Below are 17,089 nucleotides of genomic sequence, written 5' to 3'. Positions count from 1 at the left end.
CTCACCGCAGCACCTCCAGGGCACGATATTCCATGTAGCGGATGCTCTCGATCACCGCTTCCTCGTTTTCCAGGTACATCACATGGATGTACAGCACCTTGCGGTCACTGGAGACGTCCAGGCTCAGGGTGCCCGGCGTCAGGGAGATGAGATTGGCGACCACGGTGATTTCCGCATCCGTCCTGGCCTCCAGCGGAAACGCGATCACGCCCGGCTTCATGTAATACGTCGGCGTGAGCACATCATAAGCCACCTTGAGATTGGAAAGGATCAGCTCCTTGATGAAAAAGCCGATGAAAAGGATCGCCTTGGGAATCTTGCCGGTATAGGCGGCAAAACCCGGTTGATCCCGCAGGGCGGAGGCCAGGATCAGATAACCCAGCACCAGGCCGATGAACAGGTTGGTACCCGTGAAGCTGCCGGTCAGGCCCATCCAGACCAGGGCCAGCAGGATATTCGAGGCCAGTGGACCGATCATTACCGTTCCCCCAGGACTGCATCAATGTACAGGCTCGGATTGAGCAGCTGATGGGCTGCCGCATCCGCGATCCGGTAGATGGGCTCCGCTCCCAGACCGATGAAGACCGTCAGGGCCGCCATTCCGCCGATGGTCAGATAGAGCACGCCGGAGCCGACGCTGCCATGGACCGGACGATCGGCATGTTCCTCCGGCTGAGCCTTCCAGAACACCTCGGCCCAGATCTTGATCATGGAGTACAGCGTCAGCAGACCCACCACCAGGGCCACACCCACGATCCACCAGGCCTCGGCCTCCACGCCGGCCCGGATGAGGATGAACTTGGCGAAGAACCCGGACAGGGGCGGTATCCCGGCCAGGGACAGGGCCGGGATCAGGAACAGGATGGCCAGCATGGGATGGGACCGATACATGCCCCCCAGTTCCTTGAGCTCGTAGGTCCCCTTGAGCCGGTACACCAGACCGCTGACCAGGAACAGATTCGCCTTCACGATGATGTGGTGCATGATGTAGAACACCCCGCCGACGATGGCCAGGGGCGTGAACAGCGCCAGTCCCATGATCATGTAACCGATCTGGCTGATGATGTGAAACGACAGGATGCGGCGGAACTCGAACTGGGCCGCCGCGCCCAGCACCCCGGTGAGCATGGTGGCGGCGGCCACCCACAGCAGGATCTCATGGGTGTAGTCCACGTCCTGGGTGAAGATGAGGGTGAACACCCGGAACAGGGCATAGACCCCCACCTTGGTCAGCAGGGCCGCGAACAGGGCCGAGACCGCCACCTGGGGCGTGTGATACGAGGCCGGCAGCCAGAAGAAGAAGGGAAAGGCACCGGCCTTGATGCCGAAGGACACCAGGAACAGCATGGCGATCACGGTGATGATGCCCGGATCTTCGGCATAACTGAGCTTGTCGGCAATGTCCGCCATGTTCAGGGTGCCCGTCAGGCCGTAGAGCAGGCCGATGGCGGACAGGAACATGGCCGAGGACACCAGGTTCAGGGTCACATACTTGATGGCCCCTTCCATCTGCGCCCGTTCCCCACCGAGGATCAGCAGGGCAAAGGAAGCCACCAGCATCACCTCGAACCAGACGTAGAGGTTGAAGATGTCGCCGGTGAGGAAGGCCCCGTTCACCCCCGCCAGCAGCAGGTGCAGCAGCGGATAGTAGCCGAAGGCCTCATGGCGCTTGCTCATGGAGGTCAGGGAATAGACCGCCGTGGCAAACCCGCTGATGCCCGCCAGCACCACCATGATGGCGCCGAGCAGGTCCGACACCAGCACGATGCCGAAGGGGGCCTGCCAGTTGCCCATGTGCATCACCAGGATGCCGTCCTGCCAGGTGGCGGACAGCAACCACAGGGCGGACAGCAGCATGAGCCCGGTCCCGACCACGGTGGTCACGCGCTGGGCAAGGCGCCAGCGCCAGAGGATCAGCGTCAGGGCGCCGAAGAACAGGGGAATGATGACAGGCAGCGCGACCTCGAGCCTCATGTGTCGGTATCCTTCATCTGGTCCATATCGTCAGCCTGCACCACTTCGTAGGCGCGGTGGATCAGCACCACCGCAAAGGCCAGCACCCCGAACCCGATCACGATGGCGGTCAGGATCAGGGCCTGGGCCAGGGGATCGGCCACCACGCCCGCCGGCTGCATGGCACCCTCGGGCACCAGGGGCGGCGCACCGCGCAACAGACCGGCCTGGGTGAACAGCAGCAGGTTGGCGGCATTGGACAGCAGCACCAGCCCGATCACCAACTTGACGATCGAGCGTCGCAGCATCATGTAGATGGCGGCGGCAAACAGGCCGCCGACGGTAAACGCCATCAAGGTTTCCATGGGTGATCTCCTGTCATCATCACTCTTCCGCCTCGGCCAGGGACAACAGGATCAGCAGTACCCCGCCGATCACCACCAGATAGACCCCGATATCGAACAACAACGGCGTCCCCACCTTCAGATCACCCAGCACCGGCAAGGTCAGCTCCAGCCACTGGGAGGTGAAGAAGGGCTGCCCCATGAAGACCGCGGGCACCCCGGAGATCACGCCGAACAGCAGGCCCCAGCCCAACAGGTCCCGGGGTTCGAAGCGCAACACCCGCTTGGCGCTGCGGATATCCAGGGCGAACATGTAGAGGGCGACGGCGGAGGCCGCCACCAGTCCGGCGATGAAACCGCCGCCGGGCTCGTTATGCCCTCGCAGCAGCAGGAACACGGAGAAGATCAGCAATAGCGGCAGCAGGAAATGGGCTGCCGTGCGCAGGATCAGCGACTGCAGGGTGAACTGTGGGCTCATCGTCTTCTGTCCTCCGCACGGAACTTGATCATGGCGTAGACCCCCACCGCGGCCAGTGCCAGCACCACGATCTCACCCAGGGTATCCAGGGCACGGAAGTCCACCAGGATGACGTTGACGATGTTGCGGCCATAACCGGAGGGCTGACTTTCCTGGATGAAGTACGCGGAAATGCTGTCCGCATACTGGGTGGTACTGGCGGCCAGCTTGAGCACAGCCATCATGGCGCCCACAGCCAGGGCAATGATGGCATCCCGGACCCTCAGGACCATGGGTGTCAGGCCGAGGAAGCCCGGCAGACGGAACAGCACCAGCACCAGCATGATGACGGTGAGCGTCTCCACCAGCACCTGGGTGATGCCCACGTCCGCGGCACTGAACAGCACGTAGATCAGGGCCACGCAGAACCCCACCACCCCCAGGGAAGCCACCGCTCCCAGGCGGGAACGGGTGGTCACCGACACCAAGGCCGCCATCAGCAGCACCGCGACGATGAAGGCCTCGTGCACCAAGATGCCGGAAAGATCCAGATCGATGTGCACGTCGGTGCGGGTGAGCAGGGTCACCATGACCAGGCCCACGGTGGAGATCAGGATGGTGAGCAGGTAGTAGCGCAGATAACCATTCTGCAGCACCCGTGTCTGCCACTCGGAGAGCCACACCATCCCGGCCATGGTCTTTTCATAGGCCGCTTCGGGACCATAGCGATTGACCACCTCCATGAAGCCGGTGACGCGGCGGAACCGTTCCCAGTTGAGGTAGAGCAACAGGCCCAGGGCCAGGCTCACCCCGCTCAGCAACAGGGGCAGATTGAAGCCGTGCCAGAGGGACAGGTAGGGCGATACCGGCGCCCCATACACCGCCGCCGCCGCCCAGGCGATCAGGCCCTGATCCACCAGCCCCGCCCCCAGTCCGAACAGCAGTCCCAGGGAGGCCAGGACCACGGGGCCCGCCAGCAGGGCCGGCGGCGCCTCATGGGCAGGCACCTTGGGCGTGTCGGCCCGAGGACCATACCAGGGCCGGATACCCACGATGGCCGCCACCGCCACCACCATGACGGCGGAGATCACGGCAAGGACACTGAACAACCCGGCCAGGGCCGGTGCCTCCAGCACCGCCTCGAACAGCAGTTCCTTGGCCACGAAGCCGAACATCGGCAGCACCCCGGCCAGGGACAGGGCGGCCAGACCGGCAAAGACGGTGGTCACCGGCAGCGCGCGGCGCAGCCCGCCGGTCTGCAGGAAGTCCTTGCAGCCCGCCTCGTGATCCAGGATGCCGGCCACCAGGAACAGCGCCCCTTTGTAGAGGGAGTGGGCCAGCAGGAAGGCCATCGCGGCCAGCATGGCGGTCTCGGTGCCCACGCCGATGAGCATGGTGAGGGTACCCAGGGCCATGACGGTGGAATAGGCCAGCACCTGCTTGACGCCGGTGGAACGCAACGACAGGAAGATCCCGACGAACATGGTCACGGCCCCGAACAGGCCCAGCAGCAACATCCAGGCCTCGGTCCCACCCAGGGAGGGATTCAGGCGGGCCATCAGATAGACCCCGGCCTTGACCATGGTGGCGGAGTGCAGGTAGGCGGAGACGGGGGTCGGTGCCGCCATGGCATTGGGCAACCAGAAATGGAAGGGATACTGGGCCGACTTGGTGAAACACCCCAGCAGGACCAGCAGCAGGATGGCCAGATACCAGTCGTGCTCGCGGAAGATGTCGCCGGAGGTGAGGAGTTCGTGCAGCTCGTAGCTGCCTCCCACCAGGGCCATCATGACCAGGCCGGTGAGCAGGGCCAACCCGCCGGCCACGGTGACGAACAGCCCCTGCAGGGCGGACTTGCGGGCCTTGGCGTCCTCATGGTTGTAGCCGATGAGCAGATAGGACGTGATGCTGGTGAGTTCCCAGAACACGAACAGGGAGATCAGGTTGCTGGAGAGCACCAGCCCCAGCATGGAGGCCATGAAGGCGAGGATAAGGACATAAAAGCGCCCCAGGTCCCGATGACCTTCCAGATAGCGGCCCGCGTAGGCCACGACGAAGAAACCGATCCCCGAGATCAGCAGGGCAAAGAGCAGGCTGAGACCGTCGACAAGGAAGGTGAGCTGGATGCCCAGACTGGGAATCCAGTCGTATTCCATGATGATCCGCCCGCCGTCGGCCTCGCGTAGCGCGGGCAGGAAGGAGGCGAAGTAGATGAACAGCACCGCGGGCAAGGCGGCCAGCGCCCAGCCACTGTGGCGACCCAGGCCCCGATGCACCCAGGGCGCAACCGCGGCAATCAGAAATCCGGACAGGACGGCAAGCAGCATGGGTTGTCTGATGGGCGATTCAGCAGAGGCCGGCGCGGTGTTCGGCACCAATACCCCCTGCCCCGCGTCAAGGACCGACCGCGGATGCCTCTCTCCTCCAGGTTGAACGTGGATGGATGCAATATTGCCCCCGGACATCGGGCAGGCAAAAATTAGCGGCACACGACTCCGTGAGCCTTCACTCAGGCACGTTTTATGCTAACCAAACTTGCTTTTTGTTTGCAATCCCTTTCTGCTGCGACGCAGCAGAAAGGGATGTCGCCGCCGGGATCAGTCGATCCAGCCACTTTGCCGACGGCGCCAGCGAATACGGGTCAGGATGATCCCCAGCAACAGGCTGCCGATGGATACACCGGCTCCCACCAGAAACCAGTCCCTGCGCACATTTTCCTGTAAGGCACGATTCTGATCCTGGAGCGCCCCGACCCGGGCCTGTTCCCGGGTCAGCGCGTCGGTCAGGGCCTCGTTGCGACGGGCGGTTTCCAGTGGATCCGCCGCCACCTCGCGCAGGGTTTCCAGTTCCCGCTCCAGCTCCGCCAGCCGCGCACTCAAGGCGTTGGCCCGCTGGGTTTCATTGTCCCGTTCAGCCGTCAGACCACGAATCCGGTCGCCCTGTTCCCCGCGATTTTCCTCCAGCTGCTGTATACGACGCTCTGCCTGGGCCAAACGTTCCCTGGCGTGGGGACGGTTCATGAGAAAACGGCTCTCGATCCACCCCTCGGTCCCGTTGGCCGTCCGAACCAGGCTATAGCCGTCGTCATCCACCTGCAGCACGGTCACCGCCGTGCCGCTGGTGAGAAACTGCAGGATGCGATGCTGCAGCGTCTTGCCGGTACGGATATGGGCGCTGAGTTCGTCGGAGATATAGGCCGTGCTCTGGGCCTGGGCCAAGCCGGACCAGGCAGTTGTCAGCAGCAGGATGACCAGGATCAGAGGCGGCAGGGATACCAGAGGGTGTTTCACGAAAGATGTCCTTTGCTTGTCGGTCATGGATCAGGCGCGCCTATTGTAATCGTCCCCCCGGCAGGGCCGGGGACAGCAGGACTGTTACTTGTGCCGAAGGTCACAAAAACACGGCCGGCCCTCACCGCGTGCGGGGTGACGGACGAGCGCCACTCCCCTACTCTATCAGCCTTGCAGGCCTGAAACCTGAACGCCTGCCCCAGGATCACGTCACACCAACCACTGGAATCACAGCCCATGGCAGAGAAAGACCCTGCTCACCTGAGTCCGCGGGAAGCCCATGAATTGCTCAGGGAAAATCCGAGAGCCCTGCTGATCGACATCCGCTCCAGCATGGAATTCCTGTTTGTCGGGCACCCGGTCGGCGCCGTGCACATCCCCTGGATGGACGAGCCGGACTGGACCCTCAACCCGAGGTTCGTGCCCGAGGTACGCAAGCTGCTGCTGGGCAGCGTCGGGAGTGAGTCAGCCCCGGAAACCGGTGCCCCGGTGATCCTCATCTGCCGTAGCGGCAAGCGTTCCCTGGATGCGGGTCGACTGCTGATCAGGGAGGGGATTCCCAACGTCTACCACATCGGCGAAGGCTTTGAGGGAGAACTGGACGAGAAGCACCAACGCTCCAGCCTGGGCGGCTGGCGCTTCCACGGTCTGCCCTGGGAGCAGTGCTGATCCCTTCGGCCCGGCATGGCGGCCCGGGACATCACGTCTTCGTGGATGCCCTGGACCGCTGCCATCGCCGTACCCGGTGCTCCAGTTGCAGGGGCAGGAACAGGATCAGGTCATAGACTACCGGCAGGAACCAGGACAGCAGCCGCATCGTGCGGGCAAGATGGAAGCTCAGGAACGCCAGTACCTGCAGCACCACCACGACCCACCACCCCCCCAGCACCCCCATGGCCTGCATGAACAACTGCAGCGGCAACGGGGTCAGCGCCAGCAGCAGGGTCATCAACCCGCCCAGGGACAGCAGCGTCAACAGGGAAAGCCATTCCAGCGGCGGCAGCGCCAGTTCCGGCTCACCTTCCAGCAGTCGGCCCAGGGCGTCCTCGTGCAGGATGAACAGATCACGGGACGCGGCCAGCGCGCCGGACAGCCAGGCCAGCAGGATCAGCAATAGAATGCCGCCCCACATCAGGCGCCGCCTCCCCGCCGCGTCCCAACCGGCAACCATGGGCAACAGGGAGGTCACGCCCCGGGACTCCAGAATCATGCCACCGGCCATCGCCGGCATGAGCAGAAACAACAGCGTTGCCAGGGAGGCCAGGCCGGGGCCACCCGCTTCCCCGGGATGCCAGCCCAGCATTTCCGTGACGGGCATGAGCAGCAGGTGATACCCCGTCACCCCCGCCATCAGGATCAGACCCAGCAGTAGCAGGCTCACCAGCAGCTGGCCCAGCGAGGCCAGGGTCAGGGCGGGCGGGGGCATGCCCCGGTCCCTGAAGCGCTGGTACTGGGACAGCGTCACATCCAGGTGTCGCGCCTGATCCCGCACCGCGACCACGCCTTTTTCCAGGTCGGTCAGACGGTCGCCCAGGGCACGCCATTCCGGCAATAAACCACGGAGTATCTTCAGTCGCTCCCGGTTGCCCTGGCGATACTCCTCCAGGGTATCCCGGCCCACGCGGGCCAGGGTGTCGTGGATCTCCTGCAGCATGGTGCCGACACGAGGATCCGGTTTTGGGGGGGCCTCGGCCAGGGCGCGGGCGGTATGGATCCAGGCGGGCTCCTCGGGAATCTGGTCCCGGGTCTGGCGGTAGTCCTCTTCGATCCTTTCGATCTGTTCGGCAATGCGTCGCTGCAGGAGGGCATACCCTCCCAGATCCCGGTTGAGACGATGATGGATGCCCAGATATTCCCGTTCCACCCTCAGCTGCAGACGGCGCAGCGCCACGCCACGCAGATAGGCCTGGTGACGATGACGCACCTTGCGACCGGCAAATCGCAGGCCATGGGCGGCAGCTCGGAACTGCCATTCCAGCAGATGAAAGAGCTGCCGCAATCCACGGCGCAGCCAGGGGCGACTGAAGTAAAGGACCAGGATCCCGATCACCACCCAGATCAGGATGGAAATACCCAGGCTGTCCGCCCACAGGCCCCATAGATCGTTGCTGCTCATTCATCAACTCCCGGTTTTCGGTACGGGTGGCCGGCAGACGGCTTAAAGTTTTCCGATGGACGGCCGACAAATCTATTGAGGCCATCCTGTTCCAGGCTACCCCGTTGTACACCACCTGGACTGACAGGCGCATGCATGTTCACGCATGAATATGCCGAAATACAATCGGATCATGCAATTCAATAGAGACCGACCCATGGACCGAAGCCAACTGGAACTGAAAATGGGCGCCCAGCTCACCCCCTACCGGGAACTGCCGGACATGACGGCCGGGGCTGCCGTGCTGGGTTTTCTCCCTGCGTTCATGGACGTGCAGACGCACGAAACACACCTGTCCATCAACGAGGATGGTTCGCTGGCGGTCATCCACCTGCTGGATGGGCTGCCGGATCACTGGGTGATCGAACGGGATGAACAGGGCCGCATCACCGCCCTGAAGGACGGCATTGTCGCCGGCTTCATGCGTCAGGGCCGGTTCTTCACCCGTTCGGAACTGGCTCAGCTACGCTGGGACGCCTGAAACCGGATTTCCCCTTGTGCCCGGGGGCGTAATCCGGTCCAATAGGCGGCTCCTTATCGCCAGACACCCAACCCATGCGAAAGAACAGTTACGAGCGCGAAGAACTTCTGCAATGCGGCCACGGAGAGATGTTCGGCCCCGGCAATGCTCAGCTGCCGGTCCCGAACATGCTGATGATGGATCGCATCAACCATATCAGTGACGAGGGCGGCGCCTTCGGCAAGGGTGAGATGCGTGCCGAACTGGACATCAATCCCGATCTCTGGTTCTTCGACTGCCATTTCCCGGGTGACCCCGTCATGCCCGGCTGCCTGGGCCTGGATGCCATGTGGCAGCTGGTGGGCTTCTACCTGGCCTGGATCGGCAATCCCGGCCGCGGTCGCGCCCTGGGTGTGGGCGAAGTGAAATTCACCGGGCAGGTTTTGCCCAGCGCCAGGAAGGTCACCTACCAGGTGGACGTCAAGCGCGTCATCACCCGCAAGCTGGTACTCGGCATCGCCGACGGCCAGGTACTGGTGGACGATCGCCTGATCTACACCGCCAAGGATCTGCGGGTCGGGCTGTTCACCTCCACCGACGGTTTCTGAAGCCCCCTCCCCGTTTGACCCGTGAGCCCTGATCGACGACGATCAGGGCTCACGCACATCCGGGGATGACCGTGGGCCAGGAGATCGATCACACACACTTCAAGGCCGGCGATTTCACCCGCTTCCGGAGCCACCTGGAAGCCGAAACCCGGCTCGCCCGGGAATGGTTCCAGCAGGGCCGTTTCGTCCACGACGACCCGGTGGCGGGATTCGAGATCGAGGCCTGGCTGCTGGATCGGCACGAAGGCCCGGCCCCCCTCAACGAAGCCTTCCTGCGACAATTCGATGACCCCATGGCCACGCCCGAGCTGGCCGCCTTCAACATCGAGGTCAACACCCACCCCCACCCGCTGAAGGGCCGTGCCCTCGGCCTGATCCATCGGGAGATGTCGGCCACCTGGCAGCGCGCCCTTGAGGCCGCCGAGGCCGTCGGCGCCCGCGCCCTGATGACCGGCATCCTGCCCACCTTGCGCCCGGAACACCTGCGTCTGGGCAACATGTCGTCCATGAAACGCTACCGCGCCCTGAACCGAGAGGTCTTCCGCTCCCGGCAGGGGCGCCCGGTGCGTCTGGACATCGCCGGCCGGGAGCATCTTCTGCACCTGCACCGGGATGTCATGCTGGAGGCCGCCACCACCTCGTTCCAGATCCACCTGCAGACACCGCCGGATACGGCCCACCAGGTATACAACGCCGCCATCATCGCCTCCGCCCCAATGGTGGCCGCCGGCGCCAATGCCCCCTTCCTGTTCGGCAAGGATCTGTGGGACGAGACCCGGATTCCCGTCTTCGAACAGGCGGTGGAAGTGGGTGGCTACGAAGAGGTGGCCCGAGGCCCCCTGCGCCGGGTCAGCTTCGGTTCCGGCTATGCCCGGGAGTCCATCCTGGAATGCTTCGAGGAAAACCTGGCGCATTTCCCGGTTCTGCTGCCCATGTGCAGCGACACCCCGCCGGAGCGGTTCCCTCATCTGCGCCTGCACAACGGCACCATCTGGCGCTGGAACCGGCCCTTGATCGGTTTTGACGACGAAGGCCGCCCCCATGTCCGGATTGAGCACCGGGTCCTGCCGTCAGGCCCCACCCTCGCCGACAGCATGGCCAATGCCGCCTTTTTCTATGGTCTGGTGGAAGACCTGCTCACCGAACCCGGGGGGCCCGAATCCCTGATCCCCTTTGCCGCCGCCAAGGACAACTTCTACCAGTCGGCCCGCCTGGGACTGGCCGCCGTCCTGCAATGGCGACATGGGGAACGCATCGGGATACAGGACCTGATCCTGGACGAACTGCTGCCCCGGGCCCGTCACGGCCTTCAGCGCCTGGGACTGGCCCGGGCGGACAGCCATCATTACCTGGAAATCCTGGCCGAGCGAGTCCGGTCGGGCCGCAACGGCGCCCGCTGGCAACGGGATTTCGTTGCCCGGCACGGACGGGACATGCCCGCGCTGACCCGGGCCCTGCGCCGGCACCAGGCCACCGACGACCCTGTCCATCAATGGGATCTGCAACCCGTCTCCCCGGAGGATTCTGAATCATGCTGAGACAGCAGGAAGGACTGCCCGCGGGCTTTCTGGATACCCCGGTCGGGGAACTGCATCGCATCGTCCCCGAACCGACCCTGTTTCATCTGCCGGGCCGCCGGATGCCTGCCCTGTTCGTCTCCATCCTGCTGCACGGCAACGAGCCGGTTGGCCTGCATGCCATCCAGCAGGTACTCGCGGAACTGTCGGCCGGGGAACTGCCCAGGGGATTGAGCCTGTTCGTGGGGAATGTGGCGGCAGCCCGGGAAGGCGTCAGACGCCTGGAGGGTCAGGCGGACTTCAATCGCATCTGGCCGGGCACGGAGGCACCGGACAGCCCGGAATCCCGGCTTGCCGCCGAGGTGGTGGATACCATGAGGTTACGGGGCGTCTTTGCCAGCGTGGACATTCACAACAACACCGGCCTGAACCCCCACTATGCCTGCATCAACCGGCTGGACCACCGCTACCTGCGTCTGGCCACCCTGTTCAGCCGCACGGTGGTGTACTTCATACGCCCCCGGGGCGTGCAGTCCATGGCCTTTGCCGAGTTGTGTCCGGCGGTGACCCTGGAATGCGGCAAACCCACCGACCGGCACGGGGTGATGCATGCGGCGGACTATGTCCGTGCCTGCCTGAACCTGGCGGAACTGCCGGATACCCCGGTTCCCGCCCATGATCTGGACCTGTTCCATACCGTGGCCCAGGTAAAGATCCCGGCCGAGGTCCGGATCAGTTTCGAGGACAGAAGGACGGACCTGCTGTTCGCCCCGGACCTGGACCACATGAACTTCCGGGAACTGCCCGCCGGCACCGTGCTGGGCACGGTCAACGGGGGCCGCCCGCTACCGGTCACGGCCCATGACGAACAAGGGGCGGAGGTGTCCGCCCACTACTTCGCGGTGGAACACGGCCGTCTGGTACTCACCCGCCCCATGATGCCCTCCATGCTCACCCTGGATGAACGGGTGATCCGCCAGGACTGCCTGTGCTACCTGATGGAGCGGATGGATGCCGAAATCAGGACGGGGTTTCACCGATCGGCACTGTGATCTGCTCCACGGACACTTCCATCCGGGACGGCAGCACCAGCGGACCGAACTGATTGAACACGGGAACATCTGCCGCATCCCGCCCATAGCCCAAGCGAACCCGGCCTGCATCCGGCCTTGCCCGGGTAGGATCAAAGGAATACCACTGCCCTCCCACGAAGGCCTCGAACCAGGCATGCAGATCCATGGGTTCCAGTTGATTCAGGTAACCCACCACATAACGGGCCGGGATGCTCAGACTCCGACACAGGGCGATGCCGACGTGGCTGAAATCCCGACAGACACCATTACGCCGATCGATGGCCTCCAGCGCGGAAATAGGCGCCGGATCGGAGTCGGTGAGGTAGCCAAGGTGCTCATGGGTCCAGCGGGTGATCGCCGCCACCTGGTCATAGCCGGGAATGCAGCCTGCCACAATCTCGCCGGCCAGCCGGCCCAGCCGGTCCGAGTCGCAGTAGCGACTGGGTGTCAGATACATCAGGGCCTGATCCGGCAGGTCCTGAATCAGGACGAAGGGCGCCCCGGGTGCCTGCTCCAGGGTGGCCGGCACCTGCACATCGGAACGCACCTCCACTTTGAAGTAACCGGGCGGCGCCGTCAGGCGCTGCCACAGGTTACCGTACATGTCGGTGTATTCGATGATCGGCATGCCGGGAAAAACGGCATAACGATCCTGCGCCACCCATTGATGGGCATCACTGCGCGGTCTGAGCAGGAGCAGCATGGGACTTTCCACCTGAAAACGCATTTCCAGGTTACAACCGACTCGCAACCACATGGTCCGTCCTCTCTGCTATTCAGTGTTCCATGCACCCCGGAGCGGACCAGTCCCGGCAAGATATCAGCGATCCACCTTCTCCAACACCTGAGTTGCCACGTCACCACGCCGGTAATACGGCGGCGGCCGGCGCATCTCATCGAACATGCGATCCCGCTCCTGAGCGCTGTCGAACCACCGGAACTGCTCCCAGTTCTCCCCCAGTAGATGGCCGGCGGACAGGGTGTCTCCCTCGGGCAGGGTAACGCGGATGCCGTATCTCTTCATGGATCTCCAAACTCCGAAACCGTTGATGCAAAAGAGTATCGACCTCGAAGACGGCCAACACAACCGACAACGGGATCAACAGGCACAAAAAAACCCGCACTAGGCGGGCTTTTTGACTATGGTGGCTACGGGTGGATTTGAACCACCGACCCCCGCATTATGAGTGCGATGCTCTGACCAGCTGAGCTACGTAGCCTTGAAAGCGCGTTATTTTGCTCGGACCCAGGATCGTTGTCAAGCACGGAGACAACATTTGGTGAATCTCCTGCCGTCACTCCCGCGAAAGCGGGAGTCCAGAGTTTCCGTCCGCAACTGGATTCCCGCTTGCGCGGGAATGACAAACCCGCCAGAAACTGATCTGGCATCGTCATGAAATGGATTCCCGCTTGCGCGGGAATGACGCTTCAACTGGATTCCCGCTTGCGCGGGAATGGCACTTCGGGGGAAGGCAAGGTCGGGAAAACCGTCGAATGGCTCAGACGTTGAACCGGAAGTGCACCACGTCCCCTTCCTTCATGATGTACTCCTTGCCCTCCAGACGCCATTTACCGGCATCCTTGGCACCCTGCTCGCCCTTGCAGTTGACGTAGTCGTCATAGCCGATGACTTCGGCGCGGATGAAGCCCTTCTCGAAGTCCGTGTGGATGGCGCCGGCCGCCCGGGGCGCGGTGGCGCCGCGCTTGACGGTCCAGGCACGGACTTCCTTGACCCCGGCGGTGAAGAAGGTCTGCAGACCCAGCAGTTCGTAGGCGGCCCGGATCACCCGGTCCAGCCCGGCCTCTTCCAGACCCATCTCACCCAGGAATTCGGCCTTGTCGGCCTCGTCCAACTGGGCGATCTCCGCCTCCATGGCGGCACAGACGGGCACGACCTGGGCCTGTTCCGCGGCAGCGTGTTCCCGCACCCGATCCAGCAGCGGATTATTCCCGAAACCATCCTCATTGACGTTGGCAATGTACATGGTGGGCTTGGCGGTGATGAGCTGCAATTCCCGCAGCAGCAGGCGCTCTTCATCATCCAGCTCGGCACTGCGGGCGGGACGGCCTTCGGCCAGCACCGCCTGCACCTTCTCGGCCACCTGCTTGCGGGCGATGGCATCCTTGTTGCCGGACTTGGCGTTGCGGGTCAGGCGGGTCAGGGCCTTTTCCACGGTCTCCAGGTCCGCCAGGGCCAGCTCGGTGTGAATGACCTCGATGTCGGACAGGGGATCCACCTTGCCGGCCACGTGGATCACGTCGTCATTCTCAAAACAGCGCACCACGTGGGCGATGGCGTCGGTCTCGCGGATGTGGGCCAGGAACTGGTTACCCAAGCCTTCGCCCTTGGAGGCACCGGCCACCAGGCCGGCGATGTCCACAAACTCCACGGTGGTGGGCAACACCCGCTCCGGGGAGACGATCCCGGCCAGGACCTTGAGCCGGGGATCAGGCACCGGCACCACGCCCACATTGGGGTCAATGGTGCAGAAGGGGTAGTTTTCCGCCTGAATGCCCGCCTTGGTGAGGGCATTGAAGAGGGTGGATTTGCCCACATTGGGCAGGCCGACGATGCCGCATTTCAAGCTCATGGGAGGGTCCGGGTGGGATCAGGTGGAAAATCAGGATGGAAAAAGAGACAAACCGGGTCAATCACGCCGAGTGCAGTCGGTTCATGGCCTTCTGCAGTCCCTCGGACAACAGCAGGGGCATGAGGTCGGCGGCACGATCAATGGCGTCCATGATCAGGGGCTCTTCCTCGCGGGAGGGACGGTTAAGCACGAACCCGACCACCTGCTCACGATGCCCGGGATGGCCTACCCCCAGCCGCAGGCGCATGAAGTCCTGCCCTTGGTGGGCCATGATGTCCCGCAGGCCGTTGTGCCCACCATGACCACCCCCGCGCTTGAGACGGGCCGTGCCCGGAGGCAGGTCGATCTCGTCGTGGGCCACCAGCACGGAGGTGATGGGAAGCTTGTAGAACTGGGTCAGCAGCCGGATGGGCTGCCCACTGTGATTCATGTAGGTCTGGGGCTTGATCAGCCAGATTTCCTGCCCCTGGATGCGGATGCGCGCCGTTTCGCCGGCAAACTTGTTCTCCAGGCGAAACTGGCCACCATGACGGCGTGCCAGCTCATCCACGAACCAGAACCCGGCATTGTGCCGGGTCATGGCATAGTCGGGGCCGGGATTTCCCAGCCCCGCGATGACCTGAACGGTGTCTTTGTCAGCCACTGGCAGGTGTCATCCTTTCTTGCGGTCGGAAAGATAAGGCGGCTTACGCCTCGCCTTCGCCCTCGCCTTCAGACGCTTCGGCGCTGCTGCCGCCACGGGTCTTCAGCACGCTGACCACCGGCAGGTCATGATCCGGACCCTGGGCCAGGGCCACGATGCTCACGCCTTCCGGCAACTGGATCTGGGACAGGTGCAGAGAGTCACCCACATTCAGGGCAGCCACGTCCACCTCGATGAACTCAGGCAGATCCTTGGGCAGGCACTCCACTTCCACTTCCACCGCCTGATGGCTGATCATGCCGCCGCCGGTCTTCACGCCCACGCAGCTTTCTTCGTTGATGAAGTGCAGGGGCACATGCACCTTCAGGGTCTGGTCATCGGTGACACGCTGCAGATCCATGTGCAGAACCATCTGCTTGACCGGATGACGTTGCAGGTCGCGCAGGATGACCCGCTCGGACTTGCCATCCATCTTCAGGGTCAGGATGTGGGAATAGAAGGCTTCATGGGCCAGGCTCAGCCACACGGCATTGTGGTCCAAGGTGATGGCCACGGGATCCTTGCCGCCGCCGTAGACGATGGCGGGCAGCTTGCCGGCACGACGCAGGCGGCGGCTCGCACCCTTGCCCTGGTCCGCGCGCGGCTCGGCTTGCAGTTCAAAATTGACACTCATGTCGGTTCTCCAGTCATACAAACAAAAAGCCTCTCCCGCGACCAGGAGAGGCAGTGGCGATCCAGCCTTACCGGTTCATCAGTCGATGAACAGGGAGCTGACCGATTCCTCGCGGTTGATGCGGCGGATGGTTTCCGCCAGCATGCCGGCAACACTGAGCTGCTTGATGCGACCACAGGCCTTGGCCTCGGGACGCAGCGGCAGGGTATCCGTGACCACCAGCTCGTCGAGCTGGGAGTTGTTGATGTTTTCGATGGCGGGGCCGGAGAGCACCGGATGGGTGGCATAGGCCATGACCTTGGAAGCCCCGTGGTCCTTGAGGGCCTTGGCGGCCTGGCACAGGGTGCCGGCGGTGTCCACCAGATCGTCGATGATGATGCAGGTCTTGTCTTCCACATCCCCGATGATGTGCATCACCTGGGACTCGTTGGGCTTGGGACGCCGCTTGTCGATGATGGCCAGCTCCGCGTCATCCAGGCGCTTGGCCAGGGCGCGGGCGCGGACCACGCCGCCGACATCGGGAGACACCACCAGCAGGTTCGGGATCTTCTGGCGCCAGATGTGGCCCAGCAGGACCGGCGAGGCATAGACGTTGTCCACCGGCACGTTGAAGAAACCCTGGACCTGATCGGCATGCACGTCCACCGTGAGCACCCGGTCGGCGCCGACAGCCTCAAGCATGTTGGCCACCACCTTGGCGGAGATGGGCACGCGGGCGGACCGCACCCGGCGATCCTGACGGGAATAGCCGAAATAGGGAATGACGGTGGTGATGCGCCCGGCGGAGGCCCGGCGCAGGGCGTCCACCATGATCAGCAATTCCATCAGATTGTCATTGGTGGGCGCGCCGGTGGACTGGACGATAAAGACGTCCCGGCCGCGCACGTTCTCCAGAATTTCCACCTGCACTTCCCCGTCGCTGAAGCGACCGACGACGGCCTTGCCCAGCGGCAGGTTCAGGTGATTGACGACACTTTGTGCCAGTTGGGGAGTGGCATTCCCCGCGAAGACCATCATCTTGGATTTTTCCACCACTGTGGACCTGGGCAGCATGATTCCAACAATGTCCGGTTGCGAGCGAAGCGGATGACAGGGCTGCACCAGCAGGGCTGACGCGGGCCACCCTGCCGGCGAAAGGACGCACCGGTCCGCGCCATAGCGTAAACGCCGCCAGCCGATGACCGTCATGGGGACAGTGAACCGGTGGCGGCGCTGGCCTGGCGACGGCAGGCAACGTCCGAAGAATGGCTGGGCCGGCAGGATTCGAACCTGCGAATGCCGGGATCAAAACCCGGTGCCTTACCACTTGGCGACGGCCCAATAAA

At 63.6% G+C, this 17,089-nt stretch carries 18 protein-coding genes and 2 tRNA genes; 5 read left to right on the top strand and 15 right to left on the bottom strand.

Translation table 11 applies throughout. The features are described 5' to 3' along the window. Nucleotide 1: 1 nt before the first annotated feature. The 6 genes from LQD11_RS00755 to LQD11_RS00730 all read right to left on the bottom strand — a co-directional run bounded on the left by LQD11_RS00755 (nucleotide 2) and on the right by LQD11_RS00730 (nucleotide 6,044). Nucleotides 2-478 carry a Na+/H+ antiporter subunit E gene (locus LQD11_RS00755; RefSeq protein ID WP_238615809.1) on the bottom strand — a complete coding sequence of 159 codons (477 nt, stop codon included), beginning with the start codon at nucleotides 476-478 and terminating at the stop codon, nucleotides 2-4. Next, a complete protein-coding gene (locus tag LQD11_RS00750; RefSeq protein WP_238615808.1) occupies nucleotides 478-1,974 on the bottom strand; it encodes a Na+/H+ antiporter subunit D in 1,497 nt (498 codons plus the stop codon). The genes LQD11_RS00755 and LQD11_RS00750 overlap by 1 nt, the downstream gene beginning before the upstream one ends. Beyond that, nucleotides 1,971-2,318, bottom strand: coding sequence for a Na+/H+ antiporter subunit C (locus LQD11_RS00745; protein WP_008932565.1), 348 nt, complete (start codon nucleotides 2,316-2,318; stop codon nucleotides 1,971-1,973). Before LQD11_RS00745 ends, LQD11_RS00750 begins: the two co-directional genes overlap by 4 nt. A 19-nt stretch (nucleotides 2,319-2,337) precedes the next feature. Next, entirely contained in the window at nucleotides 2,338-2,775 is a 438-nt protein-coding gene (locus LQD11_RS00740; protein ID WP_238615807.1) for a Na+/H+ antiporter subunit B, read from the bottom strand. Then, nucleotides 2,772-5,081, bottom strand: coding sequence for a putative monovalent cation/H+ antiporter subunit A (locus tag LQD11_RS00735; protein WP_238615806.1), 2,310 nt, complete (start codon nucleotides 5,079-5,081; stop codon nucleotides 2,772-2,774). The genes LQD11_RS00740 and LQD11_RS00735 overlap by 4 nt, the downstream gene beginning before the upstream one ends. 270 nt (nucleotides 5,082-5,351) lie before the next feature. Then, nucleotides 5,352-6,044, bottom strand: a complete 693-nt coding sequence (locus LQD11_RS00730; RefSeq protein WP_238615805.1) for a TIGR04211 family SH3 domain-containing protein — start codon at nucleotides 6,042-6,044, stop codon at nucleotides 5,352-5,354. A 237-nt stretch (nucleotides 6,045-6,281) separates the two neighbouring features. Between LQD11_RS00730 and LQD11_RS00725 the strand changes: the two genes are divergently transcribed. Further along, entirely contained in the window at nucleotides 6,282-6,713 is a 432-nt protein-coding gene (locus LQD11_RS00725) for a rhodanese-like domain-containing protein (RefSeq protein WP_238615804.1), read from the top strand. A 31-nt stretch (nucleotides 6,714-6,744) separates the two neighbouring features. On the opposite strand, the gene LQD11_RS00720 is transcribed toward LQD11_RS00725, so the two are convergent. Further along, nucleotides 6,745-8,160 carry a hypothetical protein gene (locus LQD11_RS00720; RefSeq protein ID WP_238615803.1) on the bottom strand — a complete coding sequence of 472 codons (1,416 nt, stop codon included), beginning with the start codon at nucleotides 8,158-8,160 and terminating at the stop codon, nucleotides 6,745-6,747. A 196-nt stretch (nucleotides 8,161-8,356) separates the two neighbouring features. Here LQD11_RS00720 and LQD11_RS00715 point away from each other — a divergent pair, with 196 nt between their 5' ends. The 4 genes from LQD11_RS00715 (at nucleotide 8,357) to LQD11_RS00700 (ending at nucleotide 11,836) form a co-directional block, all read left to right on the top strand. Beyond that, on the top strand, nucleotides 8,357-8,680 hold the full coding sequence (locus LQD11_RS00715; RefSeq protein WP_008932571.1) for a hypothetical protein: 324 nt from the start codon (nucleotides 8,357-8,359) through the stop codon (nucleotides 8,678-8,680). A gap of 74 nt (nucleotides 8,681-8,754) precedes the next feature. Next, nucleotides 8,755-9,267, top strand: coding sequence for a 3-hydroxyacyl-[acyl-carrier-protein] dehydratase FabA (gene fabA, locus LQD11_RS00710; RefSeq protein WP_040405731.1), 513 nt, complete (start codon nucleotides 8,755-8,757; stop codon nucleotides 9,265-9,267). 71 nt (nucleotides 9,268-9,338) lie between these two features. Beyond that, nucleotides 9,339-10,805, top strand: coding sequence for a glutamate-cysteine ligase family protein (locus tag LQD11_RS00705; RefSeq protein ID WP_238616137.1), 1,467 nt, complete (start codon nucleotides 9,339-9,341; stop codon nucleotides 10,803-10,805). Next, nucleotides 10,799-11,836, top strand: coding sequence for a M14 family metallopeptidase (locus LQD11_RS00700; protein WP_238615802.1), 1,038 nt, complete (start codon nucleotides 10,799-10,801; stop codon nucleotides 11,834-11,836). Before LQD11_RS00705 ends, LQD11_RS00700 begins: the two co-directional genes overlap by 7 nt. On the opposite strand, the gene LQD11_RS00695 is transcribed toward LQD11_RS00700, so the two are convergent. From LQD11_RS00695 to LQD11_RS00660, 8 genes are all read right to left on the bottom strand, one after another. Next, nucleotides 11,805-12,614, bottom strand: coding sequence for a transglutaminase family protein (locus LQD11_RS00695; RefSeq protein WP_238615801.1), 810 nt, complete (start codon nucleotides 12,612-12,614; stop codon nucleotides 11,805-11,807). The two genes, LQD11_RS00700 and LQD11_RS00695, sit on opposite strands and share 32 nt — an antisense overlap. Nucleotides 12,615-12,677: 63 nt before the next feature. Beyond that, nucleotides 12,678-12,881 (bottom strand): hypothetical protein, encoded by a 204-nt coding sequence (locus LQD11_RS00690; protein ID WP_238615800.1) that lies wholly within the window; start codon nucleotides 12,879-12,881, stop codon nucleotides 12,678-12,680. A gap of 119 nt (nucleotides 12,882-13,000) precedes the next feature. Then, nucleotides 13,001-13,077 (bottom strand) — tRNA-Met (locus LQD11_RS00685). 279 nt (nucleotides 13,078-13,356) lie between these two features. Next, nucleotides 13,357-14,448, bottom strand: coding sequence for a redox-regulated ATPase YchF (gene ychF / locus LQD11_RS00680; RefSeq protein ID WP_238615799.1), 1,092 nt, complete (start codon nucleotides 14,446-14,448; stop codon nucleotides 13,357-13,359). A 61-nt stretch (nucleotides 14,449-14,509) separates the two neighbouring features. After that, nucleotides 14,510-15,091, bottom strand: a complete 582-nt coding sequence (gene pth / locus LQD11_RS00675; RefSeq protein ID WP_008931086.1) for an aminoacyl-tRNA hydrolase — start codon at nucleotides 15,089-15,091, stop codon at nucleotides 14,510-14,512. 43 nt (nucleotides 15,092-15,134) lie between these two features. After that, nucleotides 15,135-15,764, bottom strand: coding sequence for a 50S ribosomal protein L25/general stress protein Ctc (locus LQD11_RS00670; RefSeq protein ID WP_238615798.1), 630 nt, complete (start codon nucleotides 15,762-15,764; stop codon nucleotides 15,135-15,137). 78 nt (nucleotides 15,765-15,842) lie between these two features. After that, nucleotides 15,843-16,781: a ribose-phosphate diphosphokinase gene (locus tag LQD11_RS00665; protein WP_200174853.1), complete on the bottom strand. Its 939-nt coding sequence runs from the start codon at nucleotides 16,779-16,781 to the stop codon at nucleotides 15,843-15,845. A gap of 228 nt (nucleotides 16,782-17,009) precedes the next feature. Next, nucleotides 17,010-17,084: transfer RNA gene (locus tag LQD11_RS00660), tRNA-Gln, on the bottom strand. Nucleotides 17,085-17,089: the final 5 nt, after the last annotated feature.

The organism is Ectothiorhodospira shaposhnikovii, from assembly GCF_022227765.1.
Classification (GTDB): Bacteria; Pseudomonadota; Gammaproteobacteria; order Ectothiorhodospirales; family Ectothiorhodospiraceae; genus Ectothiorhodospira.
The sequence above is the reverse complement of the archived record's forward strand: the minus strand, read 5'-3'. Positions and strand labels throughout refer to the sequence as shown.